14 protein-coding genes are annotated in these 12,575 nt (G+C 73.6%); 8 read left to right on the top strand and 6 right to left on the bottom strand.

Features of this window, described 5'->3' with window-relative positions; translation table 11 throughout:
• Positions 1–71 precede the first annotated feature (71 nt).
• The 4 genes from C1J00_RS09635 (at position 72) to C1J00_RS09620 (ending at position 2,595) form a co-directional block, all read left to right on the top strand.
• Positions 72–509, top strand: a complete 438-nt coding sequence (locus tag C1J00_RS09635; RefSeq protein WP_102908616.1) for a MarR family winged helix-turn-helix transcriptional regulator — start codon at positions 72–74, stop codon at positions 507–509.
• Positions 510–698: 189 nt separating this feature from the next.
• Positions 699–1,076, top strand: coding sequence for an anti-sigma factor antagonist (locus C1J00_RS09630; protein WP_180989477.1), 378 nt, complete (start codon positions 699–701; stop codon positions 1,074–1,076).
• Between the two features lie 105 nt (positions 1,077–1,181).
• A complete protein-coding gene (locus C1J00_RS09625) occupies positions 1,182–1,844 on the top strand; it encodes a DUF4230 domain-containing protein (protein WP_102908614.1) in 663 nt (220 codons plus the stop codon).
• 199 nt (positions 1,845–2,043) lie between these two features.
• Positions 2,044–2,595: a VanZ family protein gene (locus C1J00_RS09620; RefSeq protein WP_102908613.1), complete on the top strand. Its 552-nt coding sequence runs from the start codon at positions 2,044–2,046 to the stop codon at positions 2,593–2,595.
• 51 nt (positions 2,596–2,646) lie between these two features.
• On the opposite strand, the gene C1J00_RS09615 is transcribed toward C1J00_RS09620, so the two are convergent.
• Positions 2,647–2,883, bottom strand: a complete 237-nt coding sequence (locus C1J00_RS09615; RefSeq protein WP_102908612.1) for a hypothetical protein — start codon at positions 2,881–2,883, stop codon at positions 2,647–2,649.
• Between the two features lie 37 nt (positions 2,884–2,920).
• Entirely contained in the window at positions 2,921–3,730 is an 810-nt protein-coding gene (locus C1J00_RS09610; RefSeq protein WP_102908611.1) for an SDR family oxidoreductase, read from the bottom strand.
• Positions 3,731–3,853: 123 nt separating this feature from the next.
• Between C1J00_RS09610 and C1J00_RS09605 the strand changes: the two genes are divergently transcribed.
• The 4 genes from C1J00_RS09605 to C1J00_RS09590 all read left to right on the top strand — a co-directional run bounded on the left by C1J00_RS09605 (position 3,854) and on the right by C1J00_RS09590 (position 8,067).
• Positions 3,854–4,894 (top strand): PHP domain-containing protein, encoded by a 1,041-nt coding sequence (locus C1J00_RS09605; RefSeq protein ID WP_102908632.1) that lies wholly within the window; start codon positions 3,854–3,856, stop codon positions 4,892–4,894.
• 39 nt (positions 4,895–4,933) lie between these two features.
• Positions 4,934–5,599: an HAD family hydrolase gene (locus C1J00_RS09600; RefSeq protein ID WP_102908610.1), complete on the top strand. Its 666-nt coding sequence runs from the start codon at positions 4,934–4,936 to the stop codon at positions 5,597–5,599.
• 163 nt (positions 5,600–5,762) lie between these two features.
• Positions 5,763–6,953: an FUSC family protein gene (locus C1J00_RS09595; RefSeq protein WP_439333389.1), complete on the top strand. Its 1,191-nt coding sequence runs from the start codon at positions 5,763–5,765 to the stop codon at positions 6,951–6,953.
• Positions 6,954–7,038: 85 nt separating this feature from the next.
• On the top strand, positions 7,039–8,067 hold the full coding sequence (locus C1J00_RS09590; protein WP_102908609.1) for an SDR family oxidoreductase: 1,029 nt from the start codon (positions 7,039–7,041) through the stop codon (positions 8,065–8,067).
• 96 nt (positions 8,068–8,163) lie between these two features.
• On the opposite strand, the gene C1J00_RS09585 is transcribed toward C1J00_RS09590, so the two are convergent.
• The 4 genes from C1J00_RS09585 to C1J00_RS09570 form a co-directional block, all read right to left on the bottom strand.
• Positions 8,164–8,439 (bottom strand): hypothetical protein, encoded by a 276-nt coding sequence (locus C1J00_RS09585; RefSeq protein ID WP_102908608.1) that lies wholly within the window; start codon positions 8,437–8,439, stop codon positions 8,164–8,166.
• A 61-nt stretch (positions 8,440–8,500) separates the two neighbouring features.
• Positions 8,501–9,790 (bottom strand): ROK family transcriptional regulator, encoded by a 1,290-nt coding sequence (locus tag C1J00_RS09580; RefSeq protein WP_102908607.1) that lies wholly within the window; start codon positions 9,788–9,790, stop codon positions 8,501–8,503.
• 82 nt (positions 9,791–9,872) lie between these two features.
• Positions 9,873–10,859 (bottom strand): phosphotransferase family protein, encoded by a 987-nt coding sequence (locus tag C1J00_RS09575; RefSeq protein WP_102908606.1) that lies wholly within the window; start codon positions 10,857–10,859, stop codon positions 9,873–9,875.
• A gap of 29 nt (positions 10,860–10,888) precedes the next feature.
• Positions 10,889–12,575 (bottom strand): flavodoxin domain-containing protein (locus C1J00_RS09570; protein WP_180989476.1); only part of this gene is annotated, 1,687 nt, incomplete at its 5' end.

Here is a 12,575-nt window from a genome sequence, read left to right as displayed (position 1 = left end):
ACAAACAGGATTCCTGTCTGTGCGCAGTCTCTTTACGGACAGGTTTCCTGTCAATGGTCTAGCCTGCTTCCATGCTCGACTCACAGGTGACCAAGGCACCCCCTTCCCTGCTCTACATGGTCAAGCAGGTGGAGCTCGTCGTGCGTTCCCATCTGGACGAGCTGGTCAGACCTTCCGGGATCACCGCTCTCCAGTACACCGCACTGACCGTGCTGGAGCGGCACGACGGACTGTCCGCCGCCCAGCTGGCGCGCGACTCCTTCGTCACCGCCCAGTCCATCGCGGACCTGGTGCGCTCCCTGGAGGGCCGCGGACTGGTGAGCCGGGAGCGCAACCCCCGCAACCGCCGGGAGCTGCTGATCCTGCTCACCGACGCCGGCCGCGAGCTGCTCGCCCGGCACGCCGGGCCCGTCCGGGAGCTGGAGGACCGGATGGTACGGGACCTCACGGCGCACCAGACGGAGCAGTTCCGCCAGGCGCTCACCAGGGCCTGGCACGCCTTGTCCTAGCGGAGAGCGCGCCCCTGTGGCGCCCCCGCGCACGCCCCGGCGTGAACCTCGGCCAACTCGGCCGCAATTCAAAGACATATGTCAATCGAACATGCTCAAATTCACTCGTTGGAGGGTAACTTGCAGGGCGGGGAACGGCGTTGAGCCGTGACCTCCCCACGCACGGAGCAGGCTGGAGGCGATCTCGTCGTGCGGCAGGAACCTGCACCGCTCACCCGGCATCTGCGGGTCCGCCAGGAACGTGGGCACACCGTGCTGGAGTTCCGTGGCGAGATCGACCTCGCCGCGGCCACGGAGATCGAACCGCACCTGGACCGGGAGACGGACCGCCCCGCCGCCCGCATCGTGATCGACCTCAGCGGTATCGACTTCTTCGACTGCTCCGGGCTGCGACTGCTGTACCGGGCCCGCAGCCGGGTGCTGGACCGGCGGGGCCATGTGCTCCTCGTCTGCGCACACCCGCTGACGCTGCGCGTCCTGCGGATCACCGGCCTGTCCCGGACGCTTCCTCCGCAGCCGACGCTGGACGCCGCGCTGGAGCAGCCGGAGGCGACGCACCGCCCCTGACGGGCGTGCGCCCCGCGTGCTTCCGCCCGGGGCGGTTCTTCTTCAACCGGGCGGTCTGGCACGGGTTGTGGCGGGCATCCGCACAGTAGGAAGGAGGGCCTTCGCATGACGACTCCCGTCAAGCGCCTCCCCGGGCGCATGCCCGGCTGGGCGAAGGTGGTGGCCGCGCTCGTGCTGGTGCTCGTGGTGTTCTTCGCCGGGCTCCGGCTGAGCGTGGTCCCGGGCCTGAAGGACCTGTTCGGCACCGACACCCACGACCGGTCCGGCCCCGCGCTGCTGAAGTCCGTGCAGGACCTCAGCCGTTACGACGCCGCTTCCGGCAACTTCCAGGTCGTCGTCGACCTGGAGAAGGACGCCAAGCTGCTGCCCGACGCCATCCGCGGCACCCGCACCCTCTACGTCGGCGCGGGCACCGTCGACGCCTATGTCGACCTGGGCAAGGTCGGCGAGAACGACGTCAAGGTCAACGGCGACCGCACGTCCGCCACGCTCCGGCTGCCCCACGCCCGCCTGGGCAAGCCCGCCCTCGACCCCGACCGCTCCTACGCGGTCTCCAAGCAGCGCGGTCTCTTCGACCGCCTCGGCGACCTCTTCTCGGACAACCCCAACGGCGAACAGGCCGTGCAGAAACTCGCGGTGCGGCACATCGGCGACGCGGCGAAGGAGAGCGAACTGACCGCACGCGCCGAGTCGAACACCACCGGCATGCTCGAAGGCCTGCTGCGCTCCCTGGGCTTCAAGGAGGTGCGCGTCTCGTACGGGAGCTGACCGGCAACCGTACGAGGCGGCGTCCCGCCGGGAGTGCTCCGGCCGATAGGGGGAAACGGAGGGTGGGAGCGATCCCGGGCGATGGGGTCCCCGGCGATGCCGCCGGGGGCCGTGGCCGGGAACGAACCCCCACGGCATCGTCGGCTCCCCCGGGGGTAACCGCCCTGTCACACAGGGATGTTGACGACTGGAGGACCGAATGGCCAGTGCAGCCTCACGTCCCCGGACCACCGGGTCCGGGAGCGAGCGACGCCCGCTCCCGCTGCCCGTCCGGCTGCTGGCGATGCTGTGCGCGTTCACGTTCATGGTCGCCTTCGCCGTGGTGCTCGCCCGGCTGACCCTGCAGCCCTCGCCCGCCTCGGAGGCGCTGACCCACAGCAATCTCCAGCCGGGCAGCTCCCTGAGGGCCTACCTCGACCAGCCGGAACTGCGCGACGCCGTCAAGCAGATCGGCGGCAACATCCTGCTGGGCATTCCCTTCGGCGTCCTCGTGCCGGTGGTCGCCCCGCGCACCCGCGGCATCCTGCGCGTGCTGCTCCTGACCGCGTCCGTGATGCTCCTGGTGGAGTTCGCCCAGGGCGCGCTGGTCACCGGCCGCGCCTTCGACGTCGACGACGTGATCCTCAACACGACGGGCGCGCTCATCGGTTACCTGCTCCTGGGGCGCCGCCTCAGCAGGGCCGTCCACGCACGCAGGCCCCGCCCGGGCCGGGCGGGAGAGAAGTCGCCGGCCGGCAAGGCGAAGGCGTAGCGAGGACCGGGCCTGGACCGTGGCCCGCCCGGCGTACGGCCCAGTAGCCGCCTAGTGCACGGTCCAGGTGAACTTGTCCCCGCCCACCCACCGGACCACGTCCGGGTCGTCCATGTCGTGCACGGTGATGCCGAACGCGGCCGCGGCCGACAGCACGTCGGTGACGGCCCGGGCCTCCCCGACCACCTGGCCGTCGATCTGCACGATCCGGAACGGCGGTGTGCCCGGCTGTACCCCGAGCACCAGGATCCGCGGGTGGGACATGTACGGGCTCGCGCTTTCGGTCATGCATCGAGCGTAGAACGCAACCGGCGGTGGCGCGGGTTCAAGGGCGGCGCCAGTCGTCACCGGTGAGGTGCGAACCGGCCTGCGGCCCCATCCGGAGCATGCCGCCGTCGACGCTCCAGGACGCTCCGGTGACGTACGAGGCGTCCGGGCCGGCGAGGAAGGCGATGACGGCGGCGACCTCACGGGCGTCTCCGGGCCGGCCGAGCGGGACACCCGGGCGGCTCTCGGTGTGCGGGTCGGTGTCCTCCTGCCCGGTCATGGGCGTGGCGATCTCGCCCGGGGCGACGGCGTTGACCGTGATGCGGTGCTCGGCCAGTTCCAGCGCCATGACCTGGGTGAGCAGCCCGAGACCGCCCTTGGCGGCGCAGTAGGGCGCGGCGCCCACCCGCGGCTGGTGCTCGTGCACGGACGTGACGTTGATGATCCGGCCCCCTCCGCCGTGCCCGATCATGTGCCGGGCCGCCTTCTGCCCGCACAGGAACGGCCCGACGAGATCGACGTCCAGGACCTCGCGCACGTCGGACAGCTCCAGGTCCAGGAAGGGCGTCATGGTGCCGGTCCCGGCGTTGTTGACCAGCACGTCGATGCGGCCGAGCCGCTCGCACAGGTCGTCGACGGTGTCGGCGGCGTCGGGCAGCCGGGTGAGGTCCATCCGGGCGACCTCGGCCCGCTGCCCGTGCGCTCGCACCTCGTCGGCCGTCTCCTGCGCGCCCTTGCGGTCGCTGTGGTAGGTGATGCCGACGTCCATCCCCGCCCGCGCCAGGTGGACGGCGGTGGCGCGGCCGATGCCGGAGTCGGCGCCGGTGATCACGGCGACCTTGCTGGGGGACGCGCTGGGGGCGGACATGACGAGCCTCCTCGTCGACGGGGCCGGGACGAGGCATCGCAGTACCCGGGAGGACACCGGGCAAACCGCCGGCCCGTCGTGCGGCCCGCCAGACGCTGGGGAACCCTTGAGGTGGAGGTGGCGATGGACCCCGTCGAGGCACTGGACCGGATCGCCTTCCTGCTGGAGCGGTCCCTGGCACCGACCTACCGCGTGCGCGCCTTCCGTACGGCGGCCCGGGTGCTGAAGGACCTGGGCGGGGACGAGATGCGCCGGCGGGCGGCGGACGGCTCGCTGGAGAAGCTCAGAGGCGTCGGTCCGAAGACCGCGCAGGTCGTGCGGGAGGCCCAGGCCGGCCAGGTGCCCGGCTATCTGACGAAGCTGGAGGGCGAGGCGCACGAGCAGCCGGCCGTGCGGGGCGGGGAGAAGCTGCGAGCGATGTTGCGCGGGGACTGTCATCTGCACTCCGACTGGTCTGACGGCGGCAGCCCGATCGAGGAGATGGGCCGGGCCGCGGCGGACCTGGGCCATGAGTGGGCGGCGCTGACCGATCACTCGCCGCGGCTGACGGTGGCCCGGGGGCTGTCGCCCGAGCGGCTGCGGGAGCAGCTGGACGTGGTGGCGGAGCTGAACGAGACCTGGGCGCCGTTCCGGCTGCTGACCGGCATCGAGTGCGACATCCTGGAGGACGGCACGCTGGACCAGGAGCCGGAGCTGCTGGACCGGCTGGACGTGGTGGTGGTGTCGGTGCACTCCAAGCTGCGCATGGACGCCCGGTCGATGACCCGGCGGATGGTGGCCGCCGTACGCGATCCGCACTCGGACGTGCTCGGGCACTGCACGGGACGGCTGGTGACCGGGCGGGGCCGGCCTGAGTCGGAGTTCGACGCGGACGACGTGTTCGCCGCGCTCGCCGAGACGGGCACCGCCCTGGAGATCAACAGCAGGCCGGAGCGGCTGGACCCGCCGCGGCGGCTGCTGCGCCGGGCCGTGGACGCGGGAGTGCTGTTCTCCATCGACACCGACGCGCACGCGCCGGGGCAGCTGGACTGGCAGATCAACGGCTGCGGGCGGGCGGAGGAGTGCGGGGTGCCGCCCGAGCGCGTGGTGACCACATGGTCCCTCGACGAGCTCCTGGCCTGGACCCGTGAGCGGCGGATACCGTCCGGCGTGGCGGGCCCCTGACGTGGTACCCGCGCGGCCGGAGAGGAAAGGACTGCACCCATGGCAAGCACGGGACGGGCGGCCGTGTTCGACGTCGACGGCACGCTGGTCGACACCAACCATCTGCACGTCGTGGCCTGGTGGGAGGCCTTCCGGCAGGCCGGCCACGAGGTGCCGATGCACGCCATCCACCGGGCCGTGGGCCTGCCGTCGACCGACCTGGTCGCCCACCTGCTGGGCGACGACCGGGACACGGACCAGGACGCCGGCATCAGCGCCGGTCACAAGGCCCTGTACGGGCAGTACTTCGACCGGCTGCCCCCGCTGCCGGAGGCTGGGGCGCTGCTGCGGCGGCTGCACGGGGACGGCTGGACGGTGGTCCTGGCCACCTCGGCGGGCGGCGCGGAGCTCAGCGCCCTGCGCCGGGCCATCGACGCGGACGAGGCCATCGCCGCCATGGCCGGCGCCGACGACGTCGAGGAGGGCAAGCCCGCCCCCGAGCCGGTCGAGCACGCCCTGGAGCTGGTGGGAGTGTCGGCGGAGCGGGCGGTGTTCGTCGGCGACACCGTGTGGGACATGCGGGCGGGCCGCCGGGCCGGAGTGCGCTGCGTGGGCGTCCTGTGCGGCGGCATCCCGCGCTCCGACCTGGAGGAGTCCGGAGCGGACGCGGTCTACGCCGATCCCGCACACCTCCTGTCCGCCCTCGGTGAGGGGGCGCTCGCATGAAGCGGAGTGAAACCGCCGGTCACACGGATACCCACAGCGCATGACGCGTGTGATGAATGCGGTACGGCGGACGGCGGGAGCCCTCCTCGGGCGGAAGGACAGGGACGGGAGCACGGCGGCACCAGGTGAGCGGCCCCAGGGAGCACCGACGGCCCAGGGGCGGATGCGCGCCCTGGACCAGGGAGCGCGCGCCGCGCGCGCCGTGCGGCCGGTGGATGCCGTGCGGCGCGACACGCGGGGCGCCTGGGACGCCGTGCGAGCGGCGTGGCGGGGGCCCGGGCGGGAGCGGGATCTGGTCGTCCAGTCGCTGAAGGCGGCCGGGGCGGCGGTGCTGGCATGGCTGGTGGGCGGCGTCTGGATGGGCGACCCGCTGGCACTGATGGCGCCCTGGGTCGCACTGGTGCTGGTACAGGCCACCGTGTTCAGCTCCCTGGTGCAGGGCGCGCGCCAGTTCGGGGCGATCTGCGTCGGCACCCTGCTCGCCTCGGCGGCACAGGCGATCACCGACGACACGACCGGCGCGCTCGCCCTGTCCGTGCCGGTGCTGATGCTGCTGGCGAACTGGCCCCGGTTCGGAGACCAGGGCATCTACGCGGCGACCACGGCCCTGTTCACCATCTCCTCGGGCATGGTGAGCCTGTCCGCCGTCGGGCACCGGGTGGGGCAGGCCGCGATCGGCGCGGTCATCGGCGTCGCCGTCAACGCGCTCGTCCTGCCGCCGATCCACCTGCGGGACGTACGGGCGAACCTGGCGGCGCTCGCCCAGGAGACGGGGGAGGTGCTGCACACCGTCGCCGCCGACCTGCGCGAGGGCGAGTGGGACGCGCAGACCGCTTCCGGCTGGGTCACCGCCTCGGCCCGGCTGGACCACCGTCTGCAGGCGCTGCGCTCGGCACGCCGGTGGAGCCAGGAGAGCCTGCGCATGACCTACGCCCCGCTGCGCGCCCTGCACCGCGTGCCGCACGAGGGTGCCCTGCCGGCGGTGGACGAGGACGAGCGGCTCGGCCGGGTCACCGGGCACGTCGCCACGCTCACCCGTGCCCTGGCGGTGTCGATGGACGACAACCGGACGCCCGCCCCGCCCGAGGGCCAGGCCCTGCGCTCGTACGCGCGTCTGCTGCGGCTGATCGGGGACGCCCTGTGCGCCGAGGCCGACAGTCTGCTCGAGGGCGGCGTGACCGCCCGGCCGGACGACGAGACCGAGAAGGCGATGCGAGAGCTGCACGGGGAGTTGCAGGAGAACCTGCGCCGGCACGCCGGGGAGGGAGCCGCCCACACGGCCGTCCTGGGCACGCTGCTGCTCCAGGCGGAGAACCTCTGGGCCGAAACCGTCCCGGGCGACCCGGAGCAGTGACGCGGCTTCCGCTCGCCGACGTGCTTTCCGCGTCCCCCGGGTACTCGGTCACCTCCCGGGGGATCGCGGCCGAGAGGAGCACGAGGTGAACAGCGGAACGGGCATGAGGATCGTGGTCACGGGTGCCACCGGCAATGTGGGCACCAGTGTGGTGCGTCTGCTGTCGCAGGACCCGGAGGTCGCCTCCGTGCTGGGCCTGGCCCGGCGGATCCCCGACTGGTCGCCGCCGAAGACGGACTGGGCCGCCGTCGATCTGGCGTCCGAGCGGTCCGATCTGGTGCAGCGGTTCGGGGACGCGGACGCGGTGGTTCATCTGGCCTGGGCGTTCCAGCCGACGCACGATCCGGCCGCGACGTGGCGCACCAATGTACTCGGCAGCATGCGGGTCTTCGAGGCGGTGGCCGAGGCGGGCGTGCCCGCGCTGGTGCACGCCTCGTCGGTCGGCGCCTACTCGCCCGGACCGAAGGACGAGGCGGTGGACGAGTCGTGGCCGACGCACGGCTGGCCGGACGCCGCCTACTGCCGGGAGAAGGCCTATCTGGAGCGGGCGCTGGACACGTTCGAGCGCGATCACCCCGGGACGCGGGTGGTGCGGATGCGCCCGGCCTTCCTGTTCCGCCGGGAGTCCGCGAGTGAGCAGCGCCGCATCTTCGGCGGCCGCTTCCTTCCCGGTCCGCTGGCCCGCCCGGAGCTGCTGCCCTTCCTGCCTGACATCCCGGGGCTGCGGATGCAGGCGCTGCACACGGACGACGCGGCGAACGCGTACCGGCTGGCGCTGCGCTCCGATGTCCGGGGTGCCTTCAACCTGGCGGCCGACCCGCCGGTCGACGCCCGGCTGCTGGGCGAGATGTTCGATGCGCGTCCGGTGCGGCTGCCGCGGGGCGCGGCCCGGTCGGCGATCGCCGCCGCCTGGGGCCTGCATCTGCTGCCCGCCTCCCCGCACCTGTTCGACGCGGTGCTGCGACTGCCGCTGATGGACTGCACGCGTGCGCGAGTGGAGCTCGGCTGGCAGCCGGAGCGTACGGCGCCCGAGGTGCTGGAGGAGTTCCTGCTGGGTCTCCAGCAGGGCGCGGGCGCACCGACGGAGCCGTTGCGGGGACGCAAGGTGGGCTGAGCGGCCCGGCCCGGCCCTGCGCGAGTGAGGCCGGACATGCCCGAGGGCCGCAGCCGACCCCCACAGCCGGCTGCGGCCCTCGGTGGGATGCCCTCCTCAGGCGGAGGGCTCGTCCGGCACCGGGTGCTCGGGGTGGACGGTTCCCGAGTGCGGTGCTCCCTGCCGGCCCGTCCCCGCTTCGTCCGTGTCGGGGACGTCATCGGCGGGCTCGTCGGTCTCGTCGTCGCTCTGCTGCTTGTCGTCCTCGCCGGTGCCCGTGAAACGCGGGGCGACCTCCCACGGGTCCTCGCCGTCGTCGGCCTGCTGGTCCGGCATGTCCCGCGGGATGGGCTCACCGTTCTCGCCGGGTCCTTCGAGGCGGTGGTCGGTCACGGCGTGCTCCCTTCTGTGGTCCGGGCGCCACGCGAGTACCTCCGCGGTGATCGGCGAAACCTCAGCGCGGGGTCCGCTCCTGAAGCGCCGTGCGCCAGGCCGGGAGCGGGTCCTCCGGTGCCGGGTGGGGGCGCCGCCCGCCGCGCGCGAAGAAGTCGGCGAGCGGCAGGATCGCCGCACCGACCGTGACCGCGTCGGGCCCGAGCCGCCCCAGGTCGACGGTCACCTTCCCGGCCGGGTGGCGCAGCGCGTAGGCCATGGCGTGGCGGCGTACGGCGGGCAGGAAGCGCGGGCCGAGCGCCAGGCCGGCCCAGCCGCCGATGAGGATGCGCTCGGGCTGGAAGAGGTTGATCAGGTCTGACAGGCCCGCACCCAGGTACTCGGCGGTCTCCTCCAGGACGGCCAGCGCGACGGGGTCGGCCGCGGCGCCCGCGGGCGGGTGGGCCGCGGCGAGCATCGCGGTGAGGGCGGTCTCCTCGTCGGTGCCCTCCGGGACGCGGCCGCCTTCCTCCCGCCAGCGGGCGACCAGCGACTCGGCGCCCGCGTAGGCCTCGAGGCAGCCGAGCGCCCCGCACCGGCAGCGTCGGCCCCGCACCCGCACGGTCAGATGCCCCCATTCGACGGCGCGGCCCTGCTCCGCGTCCGGGGTGACGAGGCTCGCGCCGACGCCGGAGCCGAACAGGACGACGACGGCGTTGCGGGCGCCGCGACCGGCGCCGAACCACATCTCGGCCTGGCCCAGCGTCCTGGCGCCGTTGTCGATGAGGTACGGGACGGTGTCCGGCAGCGGGGAACCGGCGCGGAGCAGGGCCTCCAGCGGGACGGCGTCCCAGCCGATGGTCTGCCCGTGCACGAGCGCGCCGCGGCCGGGAGTGCGCTCGACGATGCCGGGGACGCCGATGCCTGCGCCGAGGAGCCGCTCGGGCGCGAGGCCCGCGATGTCCAGCACCTCGGCGATGCCCTCGCGGATGTGGTCCACGATGACCTCGACCTCGTACCGCTGCGGCGTGAGCGCGTGCTCGACGCGCGCGAGTTCGGTGAGGGTGAGGTCGAAGAGCTCGACGCGAACCCGGGTCTCGCCGACGTCCACGCCGATCATGTGGCCGCTGCCGGGCGCGACGCGCAGCAGGGTGCGGGGGCGGCCGCCGTCGGAGTCGACGCTTCCGGCCTCTTCGACCAGTCCGTCGGCGACCAGGTCGGCGACGACGTTGCTGACGGAGCCGGAGCTCAGGCCGGTGGCCGGGCCGAGTTCGAAGCGGCTGAGCGGGCCGTCGAAGTAGAGCCGTTGCAGCACGGCCGTGCGGTTGGCCCGCCTGAGATCGCGTACCGTGCGCCCGTTCCCCGCCGCCATGAGGCTCTCCCTTCGCTCGCCCTGCCCGACCTGCAACATACCGCCTGGTCGGTAGGTCGTGCGACTTCCCTCTCCCCTTGTTTCATGACGTGAGCTGACCGGCGGCTCCGGAGGCCGCCCTGATCTCGTCCAGGGCGGCGACGAGTTCCGGGGCGACCTTCTCCCCCACCCAGCGCTGCTGCTCCTCGCCGGCCTGGCGGGGAACGGTCTCGGTGATCATGATCAGGTAGAGGTAGGCGCGGTACAGGGCGAGGCGCAGGCGGGCCGGTGTGTCGAAGCCGTCCAGGCCGCCGGCCTCCCGGTAGCCGGCCAGGAACTCCTCGTCCTTCCTGATGTCGCCCAGCAGCGCCAGGGAGACGAAGTCGGCCAGGGGGTCGCCCCAGAACATGCGCTCCCCGTCGATGAGGCCCCCGATACGGGCCTGTGAGCCCGGGCGGTCGACGAGGATGTTGCCCCGCCACAGGTCGAAGTGGACCAGGCACGGGACGGTGACCTCGTCGAGGGTGTCGTACGCGGACGCGGCGGTACGGGCCACCGCGTCGACGGGCCGGGGCAGTCGGGCGCCGTAGCGCCGGGCGTCGTCGAGGACGGCTTCGAACATCCCCGTGAACGCCGTCCGCCAGTCGGGGGCGAGCGGGCCGAGGGCGCCGGAGGGGTAGCCGAAGCCGGGGCCCGTCACGCGGTGCAGCCGTGCCACCTGGCGTCCCAGCTCCGTCCGCAGGGCGGTGTGTTCCGCGTCGGTGAGCGTGCCGTCCCACGGGGCGCCCGGGCAGGCCGTCATCAGCAGGAAGCCGTCGCCCTTGGACACCAGCCGCGGCACGATGACCCCGGCGCGGGCGGCCGAGCGGTAGAACTCGGCCTCCGAGACCAGCAGTTCGCGTTCGTACCGCAGGCCGGGGACGGCGGCGGGGGGCGGGACCTTCAGCACGTAGCGGCTGCCGTCGGTGAGGCGCAGTTCCTCGACGGTGTTGTACGTGCCGCCGGTCATCGGGGCGAGGCGGGCGAGGCGGCCCGGGTCCAGGCCCGCCCCCTGAAGGACGTGCCGGGCCCGTTCCCAGGAGTCCACCACCGTGTGCCCACCCCTCCCCTGTGTTCGCGTCAGCCGGCGGCGTACACGTCCTCGGTGTAACGCCCGTCCGCGATGAGCCCGTCGAGCCACTGCTCGGCGGCCGTCTCGTCGGCGTCCGGTGTGTGCTTCCGGAACAGCGTACGGAACGCCTCCCGCACCCCGGGCGCCATCCGCGAACCGTCTCCGCAGACGTACACGCGCGCTCCGGCGTCCAGCAGGGCCCAGACCTCCTCGGCCTCGGCTGCGATCCGGTGCTGCACGAACCGCACCTCGCCCTCGGGGGTCTCGCTGAAGGCGGGGCGCAGGCAGACGGCTCCGGCGGTTTCGGCGGCGCGAAGTTCCCCGGCGTGCAGGAAGTCCGCGTCGGGGGCGTCGCAGCCGAAATAGCACAGGGCCACGGCGAGTTCGGCGCCCGCCGCGAGGGCCGCCGTACGGTCGGCGATGACACCGCGGAACGGGGCGAGGCCGGTGCCCGCCGCGATCATGACGACCGGTGCCGAGTCGCCGGTGACGTCGATGCGGAAGGCCTCCCGGCACGGCTGCACGCGCGCGTACACCGTGTCACCGGGTTCCAGGGCGGTCAGGTGTCCGGACCCGGTGCCGCGGTAGACGCCCCTGCCGGAGCGGGCGGGCGCCTCCAGCAGCGAGACCATGAGATCCACGTGGCCGGGGTCGACGGCCGGCGAGGAGGAGATGGAGTAGTGCCGCGGGCGCAGTGGGGTGAGGAGGTCGAGGAGCCGCGGCCAGTCCAGAGCGCCGCGCAGCGCCGGGTGGTCCTCCAGGATCTCCACGAGGGTGCGCGGGTCGTCGGTGAGGGCGGCCAGGGCCGTTCGCTCCGGCGGGCAGGGGTTGGCGGCTGCGAGCGCGGCCAGCTGCCCGGCGCTCGGGCGCTCCTGCAGCTCCACGTGGTGGGTGAGGAGCTGCCGTACCGTCACGGGCCGGTCGACGGCGACGCCGTCGCGGCGCGGGCGGGTGGCGCGGATGTCCAGGACGGTGTCGAGGTCGGCGCCGAGCGCGTCGGCGGCCCGTGTGACGAGGTCCGGGGCGTTGGCGGGGAGCACGGTGAGGTGGTCGGCCGTGCGGTAGGTGACGCCGTCGGGCAGCGCGACGCGGACGAACCGCTTGCGGCGGGGGTGGCCGGGCGCGGTGAGGTCGTGGGCCTCGGCGACGCGCATGGGGACGAGTTCGTGCCGTTCGGCGAGGGCGTCCAGCGGGGCGCCGGTCAGGGTGCGGACCTCGTAGGCGGTCGTGGGCGCGGGGTCCGGCGTCGTGGCGTCCGGGTCGCCGTAGCGCTCCAGCAGGGCCGTGCGCAGGGCGGCCCTGAAGGTACGGACGGTGCCGGTGAGGTCGCCGGAGGCGTCGGCGGCGGCGCGTTCCAGCAGCCGGACGGCGCCGGAAGCGGCGAGCCGCTCGTCGATACGGGTGGGGACGTGCTGGTAGGTGGCGGCCCAGTTGCGGTCGCCGACGCCGAGGACGGCGTACGTCACGCCGGTCAGGTCGTGGGTCTCCTCCAGCCGGGCGGCGAAGGCGGTGGCGTCGTCGGTGGGGCGGCCGTTGTAGGAGGCGGCGGTGATGACGACGGGCCGGTCGGTGGGCAGGCCGCCCGCGCAGGCGTCGAGCGGGGCCACCTCGGTGGCGCACCCGATCGCGGCGGCCTCGTCGGCGAGTTGCGCGGCGAAGTCGCGGCAGGTCCCGTAGTTGCTGCCGTGCAGGAAG

Origin of the sequence: Streptomyces cahuitamycinicus (assembly GCF_002891435.1) — a bacterium.
Classification (GTDB): Bacteria; Actinomycetota; Actinomycetes; order Streptomycetales; family Streptomycetaceae; genus Streptomyces; species Streptomyces cahuitamycinicus.
This window is presented reverse-complemented; position numbering and strand designations above follow the sequence as displayed.

Excerpts from the sequence above, each read along its gene's own strand:
- C1J00_RS09610 (WP_102908611.1), bottom strand. The coding sequence starts at position 3,730 with ATGTCCGCCCCCAGCGCGTCCCCCAGCAAGGTCGCCGTGATCACCGGC.
- C1J00_RS09625 (WP_102908614.1), top strand. The coding sequence starts at position 1,182 with ATGACGACTCCCGTCAAGCGCCTCCCCGGGCGCATGCCCGGCTGGGCG.
- C1J00_RS09600 (WP_102908610.1), top strand. The coding sequence starts at position 4,934 with ATGGCAAGCACGGGACGGGCGGCCGTGTTCGACGTCGACGGCACGCTG.
- C1J00_RS09620 (WP_102908613.1), top strand. The coding sequence starts at position 2,044 with ATGGCCAGTGCAGCCTCACGTCCCCGGACCACCGGGTCCGGGAGCGAG.
- C1J00_RS09615 (WP_102908612.1), bottom strand. The coding sequence starts at position 2,883 with ATGACCGAAAGCGCGAGCCCGTACATGTCCCACCCGCGGATCCTGGTG.
- C1J00_RS09595 (WP_439333389.1), top strand. The coding sequence starts at position 5,763 with ATGCGCGCCCTGGACCAGGGAGCGCGCGCCGCGCGCGCCGTGCGGCCG.
- C1J00_RS09580 (WP_102908607.1), bottom strand. The coding sequence starts at position 9,790 with ATGGCGGCGGGGAACGGGCGCACGGTACGCGATCTCAGGCGGGCCAAC.
- C1J00_RS09635 (WP_102908616.1), top strand. The coding sequence starts at position 72 with ATGCTCGACTCACAGGTGACCAAGGCACCCCCTTCCCTGCTCTACATG.
- C1J00_RS09605 (WP_102908632.1), top strand. The coding sequence starts at position 3,854 with ATGGACCCCGTCGAGGCACTGGACCGGATCGCCTTCCTGCTGGAGCGG.